This is a genomic window from Streptomyces sp. NBC_00388 (genome assembly GCF_036061255.1).
In the GTDB taxonomy this organism is placed as follows: domain Bacteria; phylum Actinomycetota; class Actinomycetes; order Streptomycetales; family Streptomycetaceae; genus Streptomyces.
In genome coordinates, this window is record NZ_CP107948.1 from 5,849,286 (window position 1) to 5,870,319 (window position 21,034).

Genomic DNA, 21,034 nt, shown 5'->3' on the forward strand with positions numbered 1-21,034 from the left:
CGGGCCCAGGGCTCGCCACAGTACTCCATTCGGGCCAAGTGGGTGGACGGCTCGCCGTCGAACTTCCCGCCGGTCGGTGCGGGGGGACTCCCGAAGATGCCGCCAGCGTATGCCTCCGGGTGTTGTGCTTCACACAATCCCCCGAAGTGGAACTATCCGCTTCGCTCATATGTCCCTTTCTGGTGCAGGGTGTACTCAGATGGACAAACAGGGGCTGGTGATGGAGCAGAAGCCGTACGGCGGCACGGAGACCGAAGGCACGAAGAGGAAGCAGCTCGATCTGAGCGTCCCGCAGGTCGCCGGCAGCGCGTTCGCCGCTGTGGTGGCGGCCGTGCTCGCCTCGCAGCTCGGTGTATACGGAACGATCATCGGGGCCGGCCTGGTGAGCGTGGTCGCCACCTGTGGCGGCACGGTCTTCCAGCACCTCTTCCGGCGCACCGGCGAGCAGATCCGCGAGGTGACGGTCCAGGTCAAGCCGAAGGTCCTGAAGGTCCCGGTACGGCAGGTACCTGGCGGGCAGGAGCCCGGCGAGGCGCCTCCGACGATCGCGGCGCCGTGGCCCCGGCAGTCCGCGGGGGAGCGGACCGGGTGGACGGCGGGGCTGCCCGGCGACGGTCAGGCGGACGCCACCCGGGTGCTGAGCCCGGTCGGGGACGAGGGGTTCACCGAGGCCACGACCCACGGGACGCGCGTACGGGGCTGGAAGCGCTCCTCGCTCGCGGCCCTGGTCGTGTTCGCCGTGTCGATGCTCGGCATCACCGGTTTCGAGCTGGTCTCCGGACACGGCCTCAGCGGCGGTACGGGTACGACCGTGGGCTCCGTGGTGCAGGGCGGCGGGGGCCGGCACCACTCGCCGGCGCCCGCCGGTCCGGCGGACCCGCAGCAGAGCCAGGACCCGTCGGGGCGCGACGGTCAGCAGAGCCCCGGGCCCGACCCGTCGCAGAGCACCGGCTCGGGCGACACCGGCCGGTCCACGCCCGGCTCCGGCCGGACCGGCACGTCGGCGGACCCGACGCCGAGCCCGTCGAAGCCCTCGAAGGACGACGGCGCGCAGTCCCCGTCCCCGGCTCCCTCCGGCTCGTCCGGGGACGGCTCGGACTCCACTCCGGGCCACGACGGCGCCGGCCGGCAGGACAGCGCACCGGATACCGGCGCGGAGAACCCGGCGGGGCAGGCGGGATGAACCCGGCGATGCGGCGCCCGGGCCGGGGCGACCCGGCCCGGGCGCCGCACCGCGCGAGCGGCGGTCAGTCGCCCAGGACCCGGCGCAGATAGTCGTTGGCGAACAGCCGCTGGGGGTCGAGCCGGTCGCGTACCGCGGTGAACTCGCCGAAGCGCGGGTACACCCCGGCCAGGTACGCCGCGTCACGGGTGTGCAGCTTGCCCCAGTGCGGCCGGCCGCCGTGCGCGGTCATGATCCGCTCCACCGCGGTGAAGTAGGCCCGGTGCGGCGTGCCCCGGTACAGATGCACCGCGATGTAGGCGCTCTCCCGGCCCGAGGCCGTGGAGAGCGCGATGTCGTCCGCGGGGGCCGTACGGACCTCGACGGGGAAGCTCACCCGCAGCGGCGAGCGCTCCACCATCGCCCTGACCTCCCGCAGCGCGGCCATCGCGGCCTCGCGCGGCAGGGCGTACTCCATCTCCACGAAGCGCACCCGGCGCGGACTTGTGAAGACCTTGTACGGGATGTCCGTGTAGGTACGGGCGGAGAGCGCGCGGCTGGAGATCTTCGCGATCGCGGGAATCGTCGCGGGCACGGCCCGGCCCACGGAACACGCCGCCTGGAAGACGCCGTTGGAGAGCAGCTCGTCCTCGATCCAGCCGGACACCCGGCCGGGCGGGGCCGCCGGGCCGGCGCTGCGGTTGTTCCGCTTGGTGTTGCAGTTCCCGGTGTGGGGGAACCAGTAGAACTCGAAGTGCTCGTTCTCGGCGACGAGCTGGTCGAAGTCGGAGGTCACCCGGTCGAAGGCCATCGGCTCCTCGCGGGCCGTCAGCAGGAAGACCGGCTCCACCGCGAAGGTGACGGCCGTGACCACGCCCAGCGCGCCGAGCCCGATCCGGGCGGCGGCGAAGACGTCGGGGTGCTCGGTCGCCGAGCACGTCAGCACCGAGCCGTCGGCCGTCACCAGTTCGAGCGCCCGGATCTGCGCGGATATCGAGGCGGACTCGCGGCCGGTGCCGTGGGTGCCGGTACTGGTGGCGCCCGCCACCGTCTGGTCCATGATGTCGCCCATGTTCGTGAGGGTCAGCCCCTCACGCGCCAGTGCCTGGTTCAGCCGCTTCAGCGGTGTCCCGGCCTCGGCGGTCACCGTGCCCGCCGCGCGGTCGATCTCCCGGATGCCGGTGAGCAGGCCAGGACGTATCAGCAGGCCGTCGGTGGCCGCCGCCGCGGTGAAGGAGTGACCTGTGCCGACGGCCTTCACCCGCAGACCCTCGTCCGCCGCCCGCCTGACGGCGTCGGCCAGCTCGGCGGTGGACGCCGGGGTGACCTCCCGCGCAGGGCGGGCGGTGACGTTCCCCGCCCAGTTACGCCAGGTCCCCGCCGCCCGCACCGCAGTCGCCGTCCGCGCCGCTGGTGTTCGTGGTGTACCGGTCATCCGCCCCGCTCCCGTCTAGTGACGCCGGCACATTGAGCCGGCGGTACCCGGGCAACGCCACCACGGCCGCGAGCGCTCCCGCCACGAGCGGCACCAGATATCCCTGGCGTGCCCCGCCGGCGTCGACCGCCCAGCCCGCGGCCGAGGAGCCGAGTGCCACACCGACAGCGAGCCCGGTACTGGTCCAGGTCATGCCCTCGGTCAGCCTGCTGCGCGGTACGTGCTGCTCGACGAGGGCCATCGTGGTCACCATCGTGGGTGCGACGGAGAGCCCCGCGACGAAGAGCGCCCCGGCCAGAAACGGCAGGTTCCCGGCCAGTTGGAGGGGGATCATACTCAGCGCCATCGCGCAGACCCCCACCAGCCACCTGCGGGAAGCGGCCCCGCGCGGATGCAGCAGCCCGAAGACCGCCCCGGCAAGACAGGAGCCGAGCGCGTACACGGCGAGGACCAGACTGGCCAGCGCCTTGTGGCCGCGCTCGTCGGCGAAGGCGACCGTCACCACGTCGACCGACCCGAAGATCGCGCCCGTCGCGACGAAGGTCAGCACCAGCAGCCGCAGCCCCCGGGAGGCCAGGGCGGAACCGCTGGGACCGTGCCCGTGCGGATGCGGGGCCGGCTCGGTGGCACGCTGCGCGGTCAGCCAGAAGACGCCGGCGACGAGGAAGCCGCCGGCCATCAGGGGGCCCGCCTCGGGGAACCAGGCGGTGGAGAGCCCGATGGAGAGGATCGGCCCGAAGATGAAGCACACCTCGTCGACGATCGACTCCCACGAGTACGCGGCGTGCAGCTTGCGCGGATTCCCCCGGTGGATCTCCGCCCAGCGCGCCCGGACCATCGAGCCGACGCTCGGGACGCAGCCCGCGCCGGCCGCGAAGACGAAGAGCGTCCAGTCCGGGAGCCGCTGCTGGGCCGCGACGAGCAGTCCCGCGACGGCGACGGCGGAGACTGCGGTCGCCCGGCGCAGCACCCTCCGCTGACCGTGCCGGTCGACGAGCCGGGAGATCCGCGGGCCGATGGCGGCCGCGGACAGGGCGAGCGTCGCCGAGAGCGCGCCGGCGAGTCCGTACCGCCCGGTGAGCTGCGAGATCATGGTCACCACGCCGATGCCCAGCATGGACAGCGGCATCCGGCCGAGGAGTCCGGCCGCCGAGAAGCCCTTGGTGCCGGGGGCGGCGAAGATCGCGCGGTAGGGGCTGGTCAAGAAGGGCTCCGGTAAGGCGTACTGATGGTGCGCGCAGCTTACGGGGGGTGACCGGCTCCCCGTACCGCGGGGCGGCTCCTGCCCGGCGATCCGTGGGGGGTCCGGGAGCCCGGCGGACCCGGGTGGCAGGATCTGGGGCATGTCCGATCAGCGTGATCCAGCTCCCTACGACGCCCTCCTGCTGCTCTCCTTCGGCGGCCCCGAGGGTCCGGACGACGTGGTCCCGTTCCTGGAGAACGTGACCCGCGGCCGCGGCATCCCGAAGGAACGGCTCAAGGAAGTGGGCCGGCACTACTTCCTGTTCGACGGGGTCAGCCCCATCAACGGCCAGAACCGCGCCCTGCTCGACGCACTCCGCAAGGACTTCGCGGAGCACGGCCTGGATCTGCCGGTCTACTGGGGCAACCGCAACTGGGCGCCGTACCTGACCGACACCCTGCGTGAGATGACCGCCGACGGGCACCGCCGTATCGCCGTACTCGCCACCAGCGCGTACGCCTCGTACTCCGGCTGCCGGCAGTACCGCGAGGACCTCGCGGAGGCGCTGGCCGCACTGGAGGCGGAGGGGCTGCGGCCGCCGCGCGTCGACAAGCTGCGGCACTACTTCAACCACCCGGGGTTCGTCGGGCCCATGGCCGACGGGGTGCTGAAGTCCCTCGCGGAGCTGGACGAAGCGGTGCGGGCCGGGGCGCACCTGGCCTTCACCACGCACTCCATCCCCACGGCCGCGGCCGACAGCTCGGGGCCAGGCGGCGGGGCGTATGTCGCCGAGCACCTGGACGTGGCACGGGTGATCGTCGAGAAGGTCCGCGCCGAGACGGGTGTCGACCACCCCTGGGAGCTGGTCTACCAGTCGCGCAGCGGCTCCCCGCAGACCCCGTGGCTGGAACCGGACATCTGCGACCACCTCACGGAGCTGCGCGGCGCGGGGGCGCCCGCCGTCGTCATGGTGCCGATCGGTTTCGTCTCGGACCACATGGAAGTCCTGTACGACCTGGACACCGAGGCGGTCGCCAGGGCCGCCGAACTGGGCCTGCCCGCGGTGCGGTCGGCGACCGTCGGCGCCGACCCGCGGTTCGCCGCCGCGGTGCGCGACCTGCTGCTGGAGCGGGCCGCCACCGAGCAGGGCCGCCCGGTGGAGCGCTGCGCCCTGGGCGCGCTGGGCCCCTCGCACGACATCTGCCCGGCCGGCTGCTGCCCGGCCCGCACGGCCAGGCCCGCTGCCGCGGGCGCCGACAGCCCGTACGCGTGAAGCAGAGCCCGTACGCGCGATCAGAGGGAGAACCGTGACCGACCCGCTCCACACCGAACTGCTCGAACTGGCCCTGGAGGCCGCCCGGCGCGCCGGAGCGCTGCTGCGGGACGGGCGCCCCGCCGACCTGGGAGTGGCCGCGACCAAGTCCAGCCCCATCGATGTCGTCACGGAGATGGACATCGCGGCCGAGAGACTGATCACGGGCTACCTCACCGGCTTCCGTCCCGACGACGGCTTCCTGGGCGAGGAGGGCGCGAGCTCCGAGGGCACCAGTGGTGTCCGCTGGGTCATCGACCCGCTGGACGGTACCGTCAACTACCTGTACGGGCTGCCCACTTGGTCCGTATCGATCGCGGCCGAGCTGGACGGCGAGACGGTCGCAGGAGTGGTGGCCGCCCCGGTGCGCGGCGAGACCTTCCACGCGGTGCGCGGCGGCGGGGCCCATCTGGCCGGGGCGCGGCTGCGGTGCAGGCCCGCGCCCCCGCTCGACCAGGCGCTGGTGGCGACGGGCTTCAACTACGTCACGACGGTGCGCGCCCACCAGGCGGCCGTGTCTCAGCGGCTGATCCCGCAGCTGCGGGACATCCGGCGCGGAGGCTCGGCAGCCATCGACCTGTGCGACGTGGCCGCGGGCCGGCTCGACGGGTACTACGAGCGGGGGCTGCACCCCTGGGACCGGGCGGCCGGAGACCTGATCGCGCGCGAGGCGGGGGCGCTGACCGGAGGGCGGCCGGGGGAGCGCCCGACGGACGATCTGACGGTTGCCGCGTCGCCGGGAGTCTTCGAGCCGCTCCAGGCGCTGCTGGAGGAGTACGGCGCCTGGCACGACTGAGCACGACGCCGCCGAGCCCGTGAGGCGTGCGCCTCCGGACGGAGCGAGCACATACAAGGCCCCCGGTACCGTCCCGCGGTACCGGGGGCCTCGTATGTGCGCTGCCGGGTGCCGTGCGGGTCAGACGCCCGCGGTGTGGATGTCCGCGCCGGAGCTCGTGGCCAGGGCAGGACCGACGGCCACTCCGTGTTCGGCCGCGAGACGGTGGAGGTCGTCCAGCTCGCCCTGCTCGACCTCCACCAGGAAGTCGTCGCCGGACTCGCGGGCGCGTGTCAGATCGGTCTGGGTGGCCTTTATGCGCTGCAGCAGACCTGCGGTGAATGCGTCCATGGTGCGCCCCCTCGTCGTGGGTCGGTGGCACGGGGGTGTGCCGAGGGTCATCAACTGATCACGCGTCCCCGCCCTGTGGCGGAGCGGGGTGTGGTGCGCCCCGTACGGGGCGTGATCGGCGGGTGTTCAGTCGTCCTCCCCCTGCTCCTCCCGCGAGAAACCTCAACCGCACCGGGAATCCCCTAATTCCCCGGAGCCCGGTGCCGGGCACTGCCTTACAGCCGGTTTACGGCCGTACGGGGCAGGATGGGAGCACACACTCCCATGCCAGACCTGCCCGGACACGGGTTGTAACGGAAGGACAAGCGCCGTGCGCGTACTCGTCGTCGAGGACGAGCAGCTGCTCGCCGATGCGGTGGCCACCGGACTCCGCCGGGAGGCCATGGCCGTCGACGTCGTGTACGACGGCGCCGCGGCCCTGGAGCGGATCGGGGTCAACGACTACGACGTCGTCGTGCTCGACCGGGACCTTCCGGTCATCCACGGCGACGACGTCTGCCGCAAGATCGTCGAACTGGGCATGCCCACCCGGGTCCTGATGCTCACGGCGTCGGGCGACGTCAGCGACCGCGTGGAGGGCCTGGAGCTCGGTGCGGACGACTATCTGCCGAAGCCGTTCGCCTTCACCGAGCTGACCGCGCGGGTCCGGGCGCTCGGACGCCGCACGACGGTCGCCCTGCCGCCGGTCCTGGAACGGGCCGGCATCAAGCTGGACCCGAACCGCCGCGAGGTCTTCCGGGAGGGCCGCGAGATCCAGCTGGCCCCCAAGGAGTTCGCCGTGCTCGAAGTGCTGATGCGCAGCGAGGGCGCGGTCGTCTCGGCCGAGCAGCTCCTGGAGAAGGCCTGGGACGAGAACACCGATCCGTTCACCAACGTCGTACGGGTCACGGTCATGACGCTGCGCCGCAAGCTCGGTGAGCCGCCGGTCATCGTGACCGTCCCCGGCTCCGGATACCGGATCTGACCGCCCGGTGGCCAACAGCCCGGCGGCGCCGGCAGCGCCGCCCAAACCGACCTGGGACCCGAAGAGCTCGGAGTCCCTCTCCCCGCTGCTGCGGCCGACCATCCGGATACGCCTGACGCTGCTCTACGGCGGGATGTTCCTGATCGCCGGGATCCTGCTGCTGACGATCATCTACATGCTGGCGGCACAGGCGCTGAACGTCGGCGGCGAGCTGCCTTTCAAGATCGTCACGGGGCAGGTCACCAGCGGGGTGTGCAACCTGCCCAAGAACGGTTCGGCCGACCAGTTCAACGAGGCGATGAACTCCTGCGTCAACCACCAGCGCCAGCAGGCACTCGATCATCTGCTGGCGCGCTCGCTGTACGCCCTCGTCGGCCTCAGCATCATCGCCTTCGCCTTCGGCTACGCGGTGGCCGGGCGGGTCCTGTCGCCGCTCGGCAGGATGACCCGTACGGCCCGCCGGGTGGCCGGTACGGACCTGACGCGGCGGATCGAGCTCGACGGCCCCGACGACGAGCTCAAGGAGCTCGCCGACACCTTCGACGAGATGCTCGACCGGCTGGAGCGGGCCTTCACCGCGCAGCAGCGCTTCGTCGCCAACGCCTCGCACGAGCTCCGCACGCCGCTGGCGATCAACCGGACGCTGCTGGAGGTGCACCTCTCCGACCCGGGCGCGCCCGTCGAGCTCACCCAGCTCGGCAGGACCCTGCTGGCCACCAACGAGCGCAGTGAGCAGCTGGTCGAAGGCCTGCTGCTGCTCGCCCGCAGCGACAACCAGATCGTCGAGCGGAAGCCGGTCGACCTGGCGGAGGTGGCCACCCGCGCCATCGACCAGACCCTCGCTGAGGCGGCCGGGAAGGGGGTGGAGGTCCGCGGGGAGCAGTCGCCGGCGGTCGTCCAGGGCAACGGCATCCTGCTGGAGCGCATCGCCCTCAACCTCGTACAGAACGCCGTGCGCTACAACGTCGCGGAGGGCGGCTGGGTGGAGGTCACGACCGAACTCCAGCCGGGCCAGGCGCTCCTGGTGGTCTCGAACACGGGTCCCGTGGTTCCCGCTTACGAGATCGACAACCTCTTCGAGCCGTTCAGGCGTCTGCGGACCGAGCGGACCGGCAGCGACAAGGGTGTCGGGCTGGGTCTGTCCATCGCGCGCTCGGTCGCGCGAGCCCACGGAGGCCGTATCATCGCGGAGCCCCGCGAGGGCGGTGGCCTCGTGATGCGTGTCACGTTGCCTGTCTGAGCCGGTCGGCGGGGGTAGACCGGATGTTCGCTTTGCGCGGAATTTTCGAATCGCGTTCCCGTGGGACGGATGTGCGATCGGTCACAGACTCGATTTTTCTTTCACCTACTCTCCGTGATCCGCAAATCCCCGGAAAACCGGGAAAAGCCTGGGTTTCCAGGGGGTGTGATCACGGGAAGTACACGGGGTGGCGCCCGTAAAGCGCCACCCCGGGACCGTGTACGGTCCCGATCGCCATCCAAATGGATCTCTCCCCTGGGATCCGGTTGGGTGTCGATTGAGTAACAGACCTTGATGTGAGGCAAAATCTCCGCCTCGGGTCGGGCACAAGTCCGGCCTCTCACGCGTTACGTGCGCTGGAGACACCGCAAATACCCAGAGGGGGAGAGCGCGACATGGCTACGGATTACGACACTCCACGCAAGACCGACGACGACAGCGACCAGGACAGTCTGGAAGAGCTCAAGGCACGTCGGAACGACAAGTCGACAGCAGCTGTCGACGTCGACGAGTTCGAGCAGGCCGAGGGCCTTGAGCTGCCCGGCGCCGACCTGTCCAACGAAGAGCTCTCGGTCCGGGTGCTGCCCCGGCAGGCCGACGAGTTCACCTGCATGAGCTGCTTCCTCGTGCACCACCGCAGTCAGCTGGCACGCGAGAAGAACGGCCAGCCCATCTGCCGCGACTGCGACTGAGGCAGTCGGACGTGGCAGGCGCGACACCGTCCCGGAAGCGGCGCTTCCGGCGGAAGGGTTCCCCCGAGGACCAGCAGGGCGGTACGGGCCCGGCAGAGGGTGCGCAAGCACCCGCCGAGCCCCTCGCCCTCCGGCCCCCGGAGGAGGACGGCAACGGGGCGAGCGCGCTCGTCAGCGCACGTGACGACGGGCGGGGCCTGCAGGCCTCGCTCGACGAAGCGGCGCCCTTCGCGGCAGCCGCACAGGACACGCAGGACGGACCCACGACCGGGGCCCGTCGGCTGAGCGCGCTCAGGCACGGCGTGCAGCACGGGATACAGCACGGCATCCAGAAGGGCGGTGCGGGCGCGAAGGCGGGGATCGCGTACATCACCGACCGCATCATCGACATCGCGCCCCGGATCCCGGTCCGCGACCTCGGGACGCTGCGCAAGCACTTCCCCGGCCTGGGTCCGGAAGAGATCGCCGACCGGCTCGTCGCGGGCGCGGCCAACGCGACCTCCACCGTCGGCGCGGGCATCGGGGCGGCAGCCATGCTGCCCGTACCGCTCGCCATGCCAGCCGAGATCGCCGCCGAGATCACCGGGGTCGCGGCGATCGAGCTGAAGCTCATCGCCGAACTGCACGAGGTCTACGGCATGCGCCCGCCCGGCGGCCTCAAGGACCGGTCCACCGCCTATCTGCACGCGTGGTCCGGTGAGCGGGGCTTCGACATCACCAAGCCGGCCACGTTCACGGCGCTGGGCGGTCAGATGAAGCGCGAGATGAGCCAGCAGATCATGAAGCGCACCGTTCGCGACCTGCCGAATCTGATGCCGTTCATGGTGGGGGCGACCGTCGGGGCCGTGATGAACCGCAGGGACACCAGGAAGCTCGCCGACAAGGTGCGCAAGGACATGCGCAAGCGCCAGGTCCCCTGGGACGCCCTTCCGGAGCTGCCACCGCTGAAGCAGCCGAAGGGGCTTCCCGGCGGGGAGCCCGGCGAGGACTAGGCTCCCGCGGTCCCGGCCGCCGGGCCCTGGGCTGCGGGGACCGCGGTCAGTGCCGCCTTGAGCGCCTCGGGGTCGCGGGTCGAGAGGTAGGCGTACGGCGTCGGGTCGGCCGGGTCCGTGATCTTCACCCGCAGGGCCGTCCGTACATAGCTGCGCATCAGCATGAAGGCGCGCGGGTCCGCCTTGTACGAGCGCCAGGCGATCGTCTCCTCGGCGTCCAGCACCGTGGCCTCGCCGAGCGCGGTCAGCGGGATCTTCGCGTCGCCCGCGACGAGCGAGCCCGCGACGACCCGGATGCGGACCGAGCCGTACGAACTCACGATCACGCCCGCCACCGCCGCCCCGCCGACCAGGCCGCCGAGCATCGGCAGGGTGCCGAGCGGCAGGGTGATCAGCCCGCCCGCGATCCCGACGAGCAGGGCGATGAGCCACCAGGAACGGGGCGCGGTGAGTCGTTCTTCGTAAGGCTGCATAACGCCAAGCTTGGCACGGTGCGCTCCCCGCCTTGCCGCGCGGGTAATGTCTGCGGCTGTGACACGAACATCTTCAGGGCTGACGCCCCCGGCCGACGCCATAGCGCCCGTGCGCCACCTCGATGCCCCGGTCCCCGGAGAGCTTCTCGGAGCGCACTACGCGCACTGTTTCGGCTGCGGCGAGGGGCAGCCCCACGGGCTGCACCTCCAGGCGCGGGCCGGCGAAGGTGTGACCGTCACCGCCGAATTCACCGTGCAGCCCGCCCACCAGGGCGCACCGGGTCTCGCGCACGGCGGGGTGCTGGCCTCCGCGCTGGACGAGACGCTCGGCTCGCTGAACTGGCTGCTGCGGGTGATCGCGGTGACCGGCCGGCTGGAGACCGACTTCGTACGTCCCGTCCCGGTGGGCACCGCGCTCCACCTGGAGGCCCGGGTCACCGCGGTGAGCGGCCGGAAGATCTACTCCACCGCGACCGGCCGGATCGGCGGTCCCGAAGGACCCGTCGCGGTCCGCGCCGAGGCCCTGTTCATCGAGGTCAAGGTCGACCACTTCACCGAGAACGGACGGCCGGAGGAGATCCGGGCCGCGATGGACGACCCCGACCAGATCAAGCGCGCCCGCGCCTTCGAGGTGAACCCATGAGCCGTGACCCCGTAGATGTACTGATCCGCCGTGTCGACCCCGATGTGCCGCTCCCCGCTTACGGGCACCCGGGCGACGCCGGCGCCGATCTGATGACCACCGAGGCCGCCGAGCTGGCGCCGGGGGAGCGGGCCGTCCTGCCCACCGGGATCTCGGTGGCGCTGCCCGACGGGTACGCCGCCTTCGTGCACCCGCGCTCCGGGCTCGCGGCCCGTTGCGGAGTTGCCCTGGTGAATGCCCCGGGGACGGTGGATGCCGGGTACCGTGGAGAGATCAAGGTGATCGTGGTCAATCTCGATCCGCGCGAGACGGTGCGGTTCGAGCGCTTCGACCGGATCGCCCAGCTGGTAGTGCAGCAGGTCGAGAAGGTGCGCTTCCACGAGGTGGCGGAGCTTCCCGGCTCGGCACGGGCCGGAGGGGGCTTCGGGTCCACCGGCGGACATGCCGCTGTGGGCGGGCCACAGGGTGGGAATCGATACGCATCGGTCGTATCCGACCGGGAAGGACAGTGACGTGTTCGGACGTCGCAAGAACAGCGGTTCCGACGAGGACGCGACGGGCGAGGCCGGTCAGTTCGCATCCGACGGCGCCGAGGGCGATGAGTCGGCAGAGGTGAGCGGTGTGCGCAGGTCCGGCCTGCCCCCCGCGCCGCGCCCCGACGGTCCGTGGGACATCTCCGAGGTCCGTGAGGCTGCCGAGGGGCGGGTGGACCTCGGCGGTCTGTTCGTCCCCGGGGTCGAGGGCATGGAGCTGCGCGTCGAGGTCGCGGGGGACGCGATCGTGGCCGCCACGGTCGTCCTGCGCGACAGCGCCGTCCAGCTCCAGGGCTTCGCTGCACCGAAGAAGGAAGGCATCTGGGGCGAGGTGCGCGAGGAGATCGCCTCGGGCATCACCCAGCAGGGCGGTGTCATCGACGAGGTCGAGGGCCCGCTCGGCTGGGAGCTGCGGGCGCAGGTGCCCGTCCAGCTCCCGGACGGTACGAACGGCGTGCAGCTGGTGCGCTTCGTCGGCGTCGACGGGCCGCGCTGGTTCCTGCGCGGTGTCATCTCGGGGCAGGGCGCGGTCCAGCCCGAGGCGGCCGGTGTGCTGGAGCAGATCTTCCGGGACACCGTGGTCGTGCGCGGTGAGGGCCCGATGGCTCCCCGGGACCCGATCGTCCTCAAGCTGCCGGACGACGCGCAGATGATGCCCGACGGCGTCCAGCAGGAGGAGCAGGAGGGCTCGCGCTTCTCCGGTGGCATGGGCCAGCTCCAGCGCGGACCGGAGATCACCGAGATCCGCTGACCCACAGCACAGCACAGCACAGCACAGCACAGCACAGCAGGCCGGTGGCCCGCACTCCCCGACGGGAGCGCGGGCCACCGGCCTTTGTGCTGGTCACAGCGGTGCGAGCGGGGGGTCACGGGGCGCCGCGTAGGGATCGCGTCAAGGGCGGGCCGCTCACCGTATGGGAGGCGTCAACGAACGGCCCGCGCGGTGTTCGAGGGGGTTTGCTCGGAGAGTCCGTTCTTCCGAATTCCCGAACTCTTCAGGAGCTCACGATGGCCGATGTGGCCTTCGTCGTCACCATGGTCGCGGTCTTCGCGCTGGTGGCGCTCATCGCCAAGGGGGTGACGAAGCTGTGACCGGTTCTGCTGTGGAAGCGGTGATCGGCCTCGTGGTGGCCGTCGCCCTGCTGGGCTATCTCGTTCTCGCCCTCGTTCACCCGGAGAGGTTCTGAGCCCGATGAGCCCCGTCCTTGCCGGTGTGCTCCAGATGCTCGCGCTCGTCGTGGCGCTTGGTCTGGTCTACCGACCGCTCGGCGACTTCATGGCCCGTGTCTACTCGTCCGACCGGCATCTGCGGGTCGAGAAGTGGATCTACAAGGCCATCGGCGCCAACCCCGACTCCGCGATGCGCTGGCCGGCGTATCTCCGCGGGGTCCTCGCCTTCTCGCTGGTGAGCATCCTCTTCCTCTATCTCCTCCAGCGGGTGCAGGGCGGGCTGCCCGGCTCGCTGGGCTTCCGCTCGATCGACCCGGACCAGGCCTTCAACACGGCCGCCTCCTTCGTCGCCAACACCAACTGGCAGTCGTACTCCGGCGAGCAGGCTATGGGCCACGTCGTGCAGACCGGCGGCCTCGCGGTGCAGAACTTCGTCTCGGCGGCCGTCGGCATGGCCGTCGCGATCGCTCTCGTACGGGGCTTCGCCCGCTCCCGCACCACCGCGTCCGGCGGCGGTGAACTGGGCAACTTCTGGGCCGACCTGGTCCGCGGCACCGTCCGCATCCTGATCCCGGTGGCCGTCGTGAGCGCTCTGGTGCTCGTGGCGTGCGGCGCCATCCAGAACTTCTCGGGGATCCACGAGGTCGGCCAGTTCGCCGGCGGTTCGCAGCAGTGGAACGGCGGCGCCGTCGCCTCCCAGGAGGCCATCAAGGAACTGGGCACCAACGGCGGCGGTTACTTCAACGCCAACTCCGCCCACCCCTTCGAGAATCCGAACGGCTTCTCCAACCTCCTGGAAGTCTTCCTGATCCTGGTCATCCCCTTCGCGATGACGCGCACCTTCGGCCGCATGGCGGGCTCCCTCAGGCAGGGCTACGCGATCCTGGCGACCATGGTGACCATCTGGATCGCCTTCACCGCCCTGATGATGTGGACCGAGTTCCACCACGGCGGCCCCGCCTTCGACATCGCGGGCGGCGCCATGGAGGGCAAGGAGACCCGCTTCGGGATCGGCGGTTCGTCGATCTTCTCGGTGGCGACCACACTCACGTCGACCGGCGCGGTCAACTCCTTCCACTCGTCGTTCACCGGCTTCGGCGGCGGCATCACGATGCTCGGCATGCAGCTGGGCGAGATCGCGCCCGGCGGCGTCGGCTCCGGCCTCTACGGGATGCTGATCATGGCGGTCATCGCGGTGTTCATCGCGGGCCTCATGGTCGGCCGCACACCCGAGTACCTGGGCAAGAAGATAGGCGTCCGCGAGATCAAGCTCGCGGCCTGCTACATCCTCGTCACCCCGGCGCTCGTGCTCTGTTTCACCGCGGCCGCGATGGCGCTCCCGACCCCGGGCCACTCGATGACCAACTCCGGGGCGCACGGCTTCTCGGAGATCCTCTACGCCTACACGTCCGGCGCCAACAACAACGGCTCGGCCTTCGCCGGACTCGGCGCGGACACCCAGTGGTTCAACACCACCATCGGGCTCGCCATGCTGCTCGGCCGTTTCGTGCCGATGGTGTTCGTCCTGGCGCTCGCGGGCTCGTTCGCCGGACAGCGCCGGGTCCCCGAGACCGCAGGGACCCTCCGTACCGACAAGCCCCTCTTCGCCGGGCTCCTCGTCGCCACGATCATGATCATCGCTGGTCTCACCTACTTCCCGGCGCTCGCGCTGGGCCCGCTCGCTGAAGGGCTGGCGTCATGAGTACCCTCACCCCGGCCCGCGCCCCCCACCAGGACGCGCCACAGGGCTCCACATCCGAAGGCCGCGCGGGCAGCGGACTGTTCGACCCCCGGCAGCTGCTCAGGTCCTTCCCCGACGCGCTGCGCAAGCTCGACCCGCGGATCATGGTCAAGTCGCCCGTGATGTTCGTGGTGGAGGTGGGCTCCGTGGTCACCACGGGGTTCGCCCTGAAGGATCCGGGCGACTGGTTCGGCTGGGCCATCACCGGCTGGCTCTGGCTGACCACGGTCTTCGCCAATCTGGCGGAGGCGGTGGCCGAGGGCCGCGGCAAGGCCCAGGCCGACACCCTCCGCAAGGCCAAGAGCGACACCGTCGCGCGCAGGCTGGACGGCGATGCGGAGGCACAGGTGCCCGGCACCGAGCTGCGCATCGGCGACCTGGTGGTCTGCGAGGCCGGGGACACCATCCCCGGGGACGGTGATGTCGTGGAGGGGGTGGCATCGGTCGACGAGTCCGCGATCACCGGTGAATCGGCCCCCGTCATCAGGGAGTCGGGCGGTGACCGTTCGGCTGTCACCGGCGGTACGAAGGTGCTCTCCGACCGGATCGTCATCAAGATCATGACGAAGCCCGGTGAGACCTTCATCGACCGGATGATCAGACTGGTGGAGGGCGCCGCCCGGCAGAAGACACCGAACGAGATCGCCCTGAACATCCTGCTCGCCTCCCTCACCATCGTCTTCCTGCTGGCGGTCGTGACGCTCCAGCCGTTCGCCGCGTACGCCGGTGCGAAACAGTCGATGATCGTGCTGACCGCACTGCTGGTCTGCCTGATCCCGACGACCATCGGCGCGCTGCTCTCCGCGATCGGTATCGCGGGCATGGACCGGCTCGTCCAGCGCAATGTGCTGGCCATGTCCGGACGCGCCGTCGAGGCGGCGGGCGACGTGTCGACCCTGCTGCTCGACAAGACCGGCACCATCACCCTCGGCAACCGGCAGGCCGCCGCCTTCGTCCCCGTCAGAGGGGTCACCGAGGCCGTGCTCGCCGACGCGGCGCAGCTCTCCTCGCTGGCCGACGAGACGCCGGAGGGCCGCTCGGTCGTCGTACTCGCCAAGGAGAAGTACGGCCTGCGCGAGCGCAGCCGCGGCGAGCTGGCCGCGGCCGAGTGGGTCGCCTTCACCGCGCAGACCCGTATGTCGGGCGTGGACACCGGCGGCCGCCGGATCCGCAAGGGCGCGAGCGGCTCGGTGGCCGCCTGGGTCAGGGAGCGCGGCGGCGAGGTCTCCGAGGACGCGCGGACGCTCACCGACGCGATCGCGGAGGCGGGCGGCACCCCGCTGCTCGTCGCGGTCGAGGACGGGGAGGGCGCCCGGGTGCTGGGCGTCATCCACCTGAAGGACGTGGTCAAGGAGGGCATGCGGGAGCGGTTCGCCGAGCTCCGCCGGATGGGCATCAGGACCGTCATGATCACGGGCGACAACCCGCTGACGGCCAGGGCCATCGCCCAGGAGGCGGGTGTCGACGACTTCCTCGCCGAGGCCACCCCCGAGGACAAGATGGCGCTGATCAAGCGCGAGCAGGCCGGCGGCAAACTCGTGGCGATGACCGGTGACGGGACGAACGACGCCCCCGCGCTGGCCCAGGCGGACGTCGGAGTGGCCATGAACACCGGGACCTCGGCCGCCAAGGAGGCCGGGAACATGGTGGACCTGGACTCCAACCCGACCAAGCTGATCGAGATCGTGGAGATCGGCAAGCAGCTGCTCATCACCCGGGGCGCGCTGACGACGTTCTCGATCGCCAATGACGTCGCGAAGTACTTCGCGATCATCCCGGCGATGTTCGCCGTGGCCTACCCGAGCCTGGACCGGCTGAACATCATGCGTCTCGCGTCGCCCGAGTCCGCGATCCTCTCGGCCGTCGTCTTCAACGCGCTGATCATCGTCGCGCTGGTGCCGCTGGCGCTGAAGGGCGTGCGCTACAAGCCGACCGGCGCCGACCGGATGCTCCGCCGCAACCTCGGGATCTACGGGCTCGGCGGACTGATCGCGCCCTTCGCCGGCATCAAGATCATCGACCTGCTCATCTCCCTCATACCTGGTATCGGGTGACCACCATGAACAACTCCGTGAGCGGAACCGGCCGCCTGCTCTGGGCCGGTCTGCGCGCCCTTCTCGTCCTGACCGTCGTCTGCGGCGTGATCTACCCGCTCGCCGTCACCGGTGTCGCCCAGGCGTTCATGGGCCACCGGGCCGACGGCTCGGAGGTCAGGTCCGGCGGCAGGGTCGTCGGCTCGTCCCTCATCGGGCAGAGCTACACCCTGCCCCTGAAGAAGGGGCAGCAGACCCCGGCGCCCGACCTCAGGTGGTTCCAGCCGCGCCCCTCCGACGGCCTGGGCACCAACAGCGTCAACACCCGGTACAAGCTGCTGGTGTCCGGTGCGACCAACCGGTCCGGGGACAACGCCGGGCTGATCAAGTGGGTCGAGGACGCCAAATCCGCCGTCATCAGGGACAACTCGACGGCCGGGTACCGGGTACGGCCGTCCGACGTGCCGGCCGACGCCGTCACCTCGTCCGGCTCCGGGCTCGATCCGGACATCTCCCCGCAGTACGCGAAGCTCCAGGTGCACCGGATCGCCGCGCGCGACCACCTCTCCGTCGCCCGGGTGGAGCGGCTGGTCGCCGACCACACCACCGGCCGCGCCCTCGGCTTCGTCGGAGAGCCGCGGGTCAATGTCCTGGAGCTCAACGCGGCGCTGAGGCAGTTGGTCGGAGACTGACAGGCGGACGGCCGTCCGCCGGGGGCCGCGGATCCCGGCCCCCGCGGGCCCGCCGGCGTACGTACCCGGCCACGGGGAGCCGGCCTCGCGGGAACCGGGAACGGCCACGGTGGTACCCGGTCAGCCCTGTCCTGCGGCAGCCGGCCGGGGGCCGCCGCGTCCCATCAGGATCGCGTCAAGACACCCGCACCAGCAGCCCCCCGCCCGTTATGCCGGAATCGCTGGCCGTAAGGTCGACGGAGGGTACTCAGCTGTTCTCCGAAAGACAATGGGGCCATGGCACGAGGCAAGCTTCGAATATTCCTCGGCGCGGCGCCGGGCGTCGGCAAGACGTACGCGATGCTGTCCGAGGCCCACCGCAGGGTGGAGCGCGGGACCGACTGTGTCGTCGCCCTCGTCGAGCACCATGACCGGCCGCGCACCGAGGTGATGATGCACGGCCTGGAGCAGATCCAGCGGCGTGAGATCGCCTACCGCGGCGGTGTCTTCACCGAAATGGACGTGGACGCGGTCCTGGAGCGGGCGCCGGCCGTCGCCCTGGTGGACGAGCTGGCCCACACGAACGTCCCCGGTTCGCGCAACGCCAAGCGCTGGCAGGACGTGGAGGAGCTGCTCCAGGCAGGCATCGACGTCGTCTCGGCCGTCAACATCCAGCATCTGGAGTCGCTCGGCGACGTCGTGGAGTCGATCACTGGCATCGCCCAGCGCGAGACCGTCCCCGACGAGGTGGTCCGCCGGGCCGACCAGCTGGAGCTGGTCGACATGTCGCCCCAGTCGCTGCGCCGCCGGATGGCCCACGGCAACATCTACAAGCCCGACAAGGTCGACGCGGCCCTCTCCAACTACTTCCGGCCCGGCAACCTCACCGCCCTGCGCGAGCTCGCCCTGCTCTGGGTCGCCGACCGGGTCGACGAGTACCTCCAGCAGTACCGCGGCGAGCACAACATCCGCTCCACCTGGCAGGCCCGCGAACGCATCGTGGTGGGGCTCACCGGAGGTCCCGAGGGCCGTACGCTCATCCGGCGTGCGGCCAGGGTGGCCGCGAAGGGGTCGGGCAGCGAGGTCCTCGCCGTCTACATCGCCCGCAGCGACGGCCTGACCTCCGCGTCCCCCAAGGAGCTGGCGTTCCAGCGGACGCTCGTCGAGGACCTGGGCGGCACCTTCCACCACGTCATAGGGGAGGACATCCCCTCGGCCCTGCTGGAATTCGCCCGCGGGGTCAACGCCACCCAGATCGTGCTCGGCTCCAGCCGCCGCAAGACCTGGCAGTACATCTTCGGCCCAGGCGTGGGGCAGACCGTGGCCCGGGACTCCGGGCCGGACCTGGACGTCCACATCGTCACGCACGAGGAGGCCGCCAAGGGGCGCGGGCTGCCGGTCGCGCGCGGGGCGCGCCTGGGGCACGTGCGGATCATCTGGGGCTGGCTTGCCGGGGTGGTCGGCCCCGCCGTCCTGACCGTGCTGCTGACCAATGTCGACGCCGAGCTCGGTCTCGCCAACGACATGCTGCTCTTCCTGTCGCTGACGGTGGCCGCCGCGCTGCTCGGCGGCCTGCTGCCGGCGCTCGCGTCGGCGGCCTTCGGTTCGCTGCTGCTGAACTACTACTTCGCGCCGCCGCTGCATCTGCTGACGATCTCGAACTCCAAGAACATCGTCGCCATCGTGATCTTCGTTTCGGTGGCCGTCGCGGTGGCATCGGTGGTGGACCAGGCGGCCCGCCGTACCCATCAGGCCGCCCGGCTGCGCGCCGAGTCGGAGATCCTCTCCTTCCTGGCCGGCAGCGTGCTGCGGGGCGAGACCACGCTGGACGCCCTGCTCGAACGGGTGAGGGAGACGTTCGCGATGGAATCCGTCGCACTCCTCGAACGTACAAGCGATGTCGATCCCTGGATCTGTGTCGGCAGCGTCGGCCCCCGGCCGCTCGCCCGCCCCGAGGACGCGGACGTGGACATGCCGATCGGCGACCACATGGCGATGGCCCTCACCGGCCGGGTGCTGCCCGCCGAGGACCGCAGGGTGCTCGGCGCGTTCGCCGCCCAGGCCGCCGTGGTGCTGGACCGCCAGCGGCTCGTGGGCGAGGCGGAGGAGGCCCGCAGACTGGCCGAGGGCAACCGCATCCGTACGGCGCTGCTCGCCGCCGTCAGCCACGATCTGCGGACCCCGCTCGCGGCCATCAAGGCGGCCGTCAGCTCGCTGCGCTCCGACGACGTCTCCTGGTCGGATGCGGACGAGGCGGAGCTGCTCGCGGGCATCGAGGACGGCGCTGACCGCCTGGACCACCTCGTCGGCAACCTCCTCGACGTCTCCCGGCTCCAGACCGGCACCGTCACCCCGCTGATCCGCGAGATCGACCTGGACGAGGTCGTCCCGATGGCGCTGGGCGGGGTCCCCGAGGGCAGCGCCGAACTCGACATCCCGGAGACACTGCCCATGGTGGCCGTCGACCCCGGCCTGCTGGAGCGGGCGGTCGCCAACATCGTCGAGAACGCCGTCAAGTACAACCCCGGCGACGTTCCCGTCACCGTGGCGGCCAGCGCCCTGGGCGACCGTGTGGAGCTGCGCGTCGCCGACCGGGGGCCCGGCGTTCCCGACGAGGCCAAGGAACGCATCTTCGAACCCTTCCAGCGGCTCGGCGACGCCCCGCGCGGTGTCGGCGTCGGGCTGGGACTCGCGGTCGCCCGCGGATTCGCCGAGGCCATGGGCGGCACGCTCGGCGCCGAGGACACCCCGGGCGGCGGAATGACCATGGTCCTCACCCTGAGAGCGGCCGCGGGACCGGCAGGCACGGGCACCGCCCAGCCGCCCGGCCCCACAGCGGCCACCCCACCGGCAGAAAGGCAGACCCAGAGATGACCCGGGTGCTCGTGGTCGAGGACGATCCGCAGATTGTGCGCGCCCTTGTGATCAACCTGAAGGCCCGCAAGTACGAGGTGGACGCCGCCCCCGACGGGGCCACCGCGCTCCGGCTGGCCGCCGCCCGCCACCCCGATGTGGTCCTCCTCGACCTCGGGCTTCCCGACATGGACGGGGTGGAGGTCATCAAGGGCCTGCGCGGCTGGACCCGGGTCCCCGTCCTGGTGCTCTCCGCACGCCACACATCGGACGAGAAGGTCGAGGCACTCGACGCGGGCGCCGACGACTACGTGACCAAGCCCTTCGGTATGGACGAGCTGCTCGCCCGGCTGCGCGCCGCGGTCCGCAGGGCCGAGCCCGCCGGGCCGGACTCCGGGCCCGGGGGCGAGGACGTCTCCCTGGTGGAGACCGAGGAGTTCACGGTCGACCTGGCCGCCAAGAAGGTCCGGCGCGCAGGGCGTGACGTACGCCTGACCCCGACCGAATGGCACCTCCTGGAGGTGCTCGTGCGGAACACCGGCCGACTGGTCAGCCAGAAGCAGCTGCTCCAGGAGGTCTGGGGGCCCTCCTACGGCACGGAGACGAACTACCTGCGGGTCTACATGGCCCAGCTGCGCCGCAAGCTGGAGGCCGACCCCTCGCACCCCCGGCACTTCGTCACCGAGCCGGGCATGGGGTACCGCTTCGAGCACTGAGGGCGGGCGGCCGTGCGGGGCCGCAGCGGCGCGGGGGAGAGCGGCAGCCGGGCCGGGCGGCAGGGGCCGGGGCCCCCGGTACCCTTCAGGTATGA

At 71.2% G+C, this 21,034-nt stretch carries 21 protein-coding genes; 17 read left to right on the top strand and 4 right to left on the bottom strand.

Annotated features, from left to right (window positions below; translation table 11 throughout):
• Nucleotides 1–220: 220 nt before the first annotated feature.
• Entirely contained in the window at nt 221–1,183 is a 963-nt protein-coding gene (locus OG917_RS26170) for a hypothetical protein (RefSeq protein ID WP_443059103.1), read from the top strand.
• A gap of 64 nt (nt 1,184–1,247) precedes the next feature.
• Here OG917_RS26170 and OG917_RS26175 read toward each other — a convergent pair whose 3' ends face one another.
• Nucleotides 1,248–2,597 (bottom strand): D-arabinono-1,4-lactone oxidase, encoded by a 1,350-nt coding sequence (locus OG917_RS26175; protein ID WP_328320128.1) that lies wholly within the window; start codon nt 2,595–2,597, stop codon nt 1,248–1,250.
• Nucleotides 2,527–3,801, bottom strand: coding sequence for an MFS transporter (locus OG917_RS26180; protein ID WP_328320130.1), 1,275 nt, complete (start codon nt 3,799–3,801; stop codon nt 2,527–2,529). The genes OG917_RS26175 and OG917_RS26180 overlap by 71 nt, the downstream gene beginning before the upstream one ends.
• Before the next feature lie 139 nt (nt 3,802–3,940).
• On the opposite strand from OG917_RS26180, the gene OG917_RS26185 reads away from it, so the two are divergent.
• Nucleotides 3,941–5,053 carry a ferrochelatase gene (locus tag OG917_RS26185; protein ID WP_328320132.1) on the top strand — a complete coding sequence of 371 codons (1,113 nt, stop codon included), beginning with the start codon at nt 3,941–3,943 and terminating at the stop codon, nt 5,051–5,053.
• A gap of 34 nt (nt 5,054–5,087) precedes the next feature.
• Nucleotides 5,088–5,888: an inositol monophosphatase family protein gene (locus OG917_RS26190; protein ID WP_328320134.1), complete on the top strand. Its 801-nt coding sequence runs from the start codon at nt 5,088–5,090 to the stop codon at nt 5,886–5,888.
• 120 nt (nt 5,889–6,008) lie between these two features.
• Here the strand turns inward: OG917_RS26190 and OG917_RS26195 are convergent, their stop codons facing one another.
• On the bottom strand, nt 6,009–6,218 hold the full coding sequence (locus tag OG917_RS26195) for a hypothetical protein (protein ID WP_328320136.1): 210 nt from the start codon (nt 6,216–6,218) through the stop codon (nt 6,009–6,011).
• 310 nt (nt 6,219–6,528) lie between these two features.
• On the opposite strand from OG917_RS26195, the gene OG917_RS26200 reads away from it, so the two are divergent.
• The 4 genes from OG917_RS26200 (at nt 6,529) to OG917_RS26215 (ending at nt 10,106) form a co-directional block, all read left to right on the top strand.
• The gene (locus OG917_RS26200) at nt 6,529–7,182 is read left to right on the top strand and encodes a response regulator transcription factor (RefSeq protein WP_327294825.1); all 654 of its coding nucleotides are present in this window, start codon (nt 6,529–6,531) and stop codon (nt 7,180–7,182) included.
• A gap of 7 nt (nt 7,183–7,189) precedes the next feature.
• Nucleotides 7,190–8,422, top strand: coding sequence for a sensor histidine kinase (locus OG917_RS26205; protein ID WP_328320138.1), 1,233 nt, complete (start codon nt 7,190–7,192; stop codon nt 8,420–8,422).
• A 395-nt stretch (nt 8,423–8,817) separates the two neighbouring features.
• Nucleotides 8,818–9,114 (top strand): DUF4193 domain-containing protein, encoded by a 297-nt coding sequence (locus OG917_RS26210; protein WP_164260119.1) that lies wholly within the window; start codon nt 8,818–8,820, stop codon nt 9,112–9,114.
• A gap of 11 nt (nt 9,115–9,125) precedes the next feature.
• Complete coding sequence (locus tag OG917_RS26215; protein WP_328320140.1) at nt 9,126–10,106, top strand: hypothetical protein; 981 nt, start codon at nt 9,126–9,128, stop codon at nt 10,104–10,106.
• Here OG917_RS26215 and OG917_RS26220 read toward each other — a convergent pair.
• A complete protein-coding gene (locus tag OG917_RS26220) occupies nt 10,103–10,579 on the bottom strand; it encodes a DUF3093 domain-containing protein (RefSeq protein ID WP_328320142.1) in 477 nt (158 codons plus the stop codon). The genes OG917_RS26215 and OG917_RS26220 overlap by 4 nt on opposite strands.
• 46 nt (nt 10,580–10,625) lie before the next feature.
• Here OG917_RS26220 and OG917_RS26225 point away from each other — a divergent pair, with 46 nt between their 5' ends.
• From OG917_RS26225 to OG917_RS26270, 10 genes are all read left to right on the top strand, one after another.
• Nucleotides 10,626–11,222 carry a PaaI family thioesterase gene (locus OG917_RS26225; RefSeq protein WP_443059016.1) on the top strand — a complete coding sequence of 199 codons (597 nt, stop codon included), beginning with the start codon at nt 10,626–10,628 and terminating at the stop codon, nt 11,220–11,222.
• Nucleotides 11,219–11,734 carry a dUTP diphosphatase gene (gene dut / locus OG917_RS26230; RefSeq protein WP_328320146.1) on the top strand — a complete coding sequence of 172 codons (516 nt, stop codon included), beginning with the start codon at nt 11,219–11,221 and terminating at the stop codon, nt 11,732–11,734. Before OG917_RS26225 ends, dut begins: the two co-directional genes overlap by 4 nt.
• 1 nt (nt 11,735) lies before the next feature.
• On the top strand, nt 11,736–12,506 hold the full coding sequence (locus OG917_RS26235; protein ID WP_328320148.1) for a DUF3710 domain-containing protein: 771 nt from the start codon (nt 11,736–11,738) through the stop codon (nt 12,504–12,506).
• A gap of 206 nt (nt 12,507–12,712) precedes the next feature.
• Nucleotides 12,713–12,847 (top strand): hypothetical protein, encoded by a 135-nt coding sequence (locus OG917_RS26240; RefSeq protein ID WP_328320150.1) that lies wholly within the window; start codon nt 12,713–12,715, stop codon nt 12,845–12,847.
• Nucleotides 12,848–12,858: 11 nt separating this feature from the next.
• Nucleotides 12,859–12,942 (top strand): K(+)-transporting ATPase subunit F, encoded by an 84-nt coding sequence (gene kdpF / locus OG917_RS26245; protein WP_164260163.1) that lies wholly within the window; start codon nt 12,859–12,861, stop codon nt 12,940–12,942.
• A 5-nt stretch (nt 12,943–12,947) separates the two neighbouring features.
• On the top strand, nt 12,948–14,627 hold the full coding sequence (gene kdpA / locus OG917_RS26250) for a potassium-transporting ATPase subunit KdpA (RefSeq protein ID WP_328320152.1): 1,680 nt from the start codon (nt 12,948–12,950) through the stop codon (nt 14,625–14,627).
• The gene (gene kdpB, locus OG917_RS26255) at nt 14,624–16,720 is read left to right on the top strand and encodes a potassium-transporting ATPase subunit KdpB (protein ID WP_328320154.1); all 2,097 of its coding nucleotides are present in this window, start codon (nt 14,624–14,626) and stop codon (nt 16,718–16,720) included. The genes kdpA and kdpB overlap by 4 nt, the downstream gene beginning before the upstream one ends.
• Nucleotides 16,721–16,725: 5 nt before the next feature.
• Complete coding sequence (locus tag OG917_RS26260; protein ID WP_328320156.1) at nt 16,726–17,391, top strand: potassium-transporting ATPase subunit C; 666 nt, start codon at nt 16,726–16,728, stop codon at nt 17,389–17,391.
• Between the two features lie 276 nt (nt 17,392–17,667).
• Nucleotides 17,668–20,244 (top strand): ATP-binding protein, encoded by a 2,577-nt coding sequence (locus OG917_RS26265; protein ID WP_328320158.1) that lies wholly within the window; start codon nt 17,668–17,670, stop codon nt 20,242–20,244.
• On the top strand, nt 20,241–20,939 hold the full coding sequence (locus OG917_RS26270; protein WP_328320160.1) for a response regulator: 699 nt from the start codon (nt 20,241–20,243) through the stop codon (nt 20,937–20,939). Before OG917_RS26265 ends, OG917_RS26270 begins: the two co-directional genes overlap by 4 nt.
• Nucleotides 20,940–21,034 lie beyond the last annotated feature (95 nt).